The sequence below is a fragment of the Rhodococcus sp. P3_B8 genome, assembly GCF_056402775.1.
This window is the reverse complement of sequence record NZ_JBFUGT010000699.1, coordinates 1-576: the sequence shown is the minus strand read 5'-3', so window position 1 is coordinate 576 and position 576 is coordinate 1. Positions and strand designations below refer to the sequence as shown.

General features: G+C 59.4%; 1 protein-coding gene. It reads right to left on the bottom strand.

Going from position 1 to position 576, the window contains the following annotated elements; genetic code table 11:
* Nucleotides 1-327 precede the first annotated feature (327 nt).
* A partial coding sequence (locus AC1D1G_RS45850; protein WP_477954998.1) for an MspA family porin occupies nt 328-576 on the bottom strand: 249 nt, incomplete at its 5' end.

Sequence of the window (576 nt, the reverse complement as noted above, 5' to 3'; positions counted from 1 at the left end):
AGGACTACAGCCGCAGCGGCACCAAGGCCGGCAATGCGGGCTCCACGGCGCAGGCCGGTCTTTCGGTTCTCGCTCATTCGTTCCCCTCATCAGGTACCACCTACCCGGCGTTCGGTTAGGCAGTCTTTACCTCTTGACGGGATAAAGTTAGCTGAAACAACGTCCAAATGTTATAGCTACGTGTCCGAATCTGCTTTCGTCCCAGCCTCCGTGTCCGAACTGTGACATACGTAACAGCGCATAGAACGAGGTTGGGGGCGTACGGAAGTGCCGTACGCCCCCAACCTCGAGGTATTACATTGTTCAATTTTTTTTCGGCGTCACGCGTCAGCCGAGGCTGAAGGGCTGTCCCCACAGGGTGACGGTGCCGTCAACCGAGTCGGTCGAGACGGTGACCTTGGCGTAGGAGCGGGCCTGCGCGTAACCGGCGCAACCGGAGACACCGAACGTCTCGTCCGAGTACGTGAAGCCACCGCTGTTGCCCTTGAACTTGAAGCTGCTCTTGTGAGCCTCGGCGCCGTAGTCGTCGGTGTACTCGATGTCGAGGATCGGCACGTTGGTGGCCTTACCGGGTCC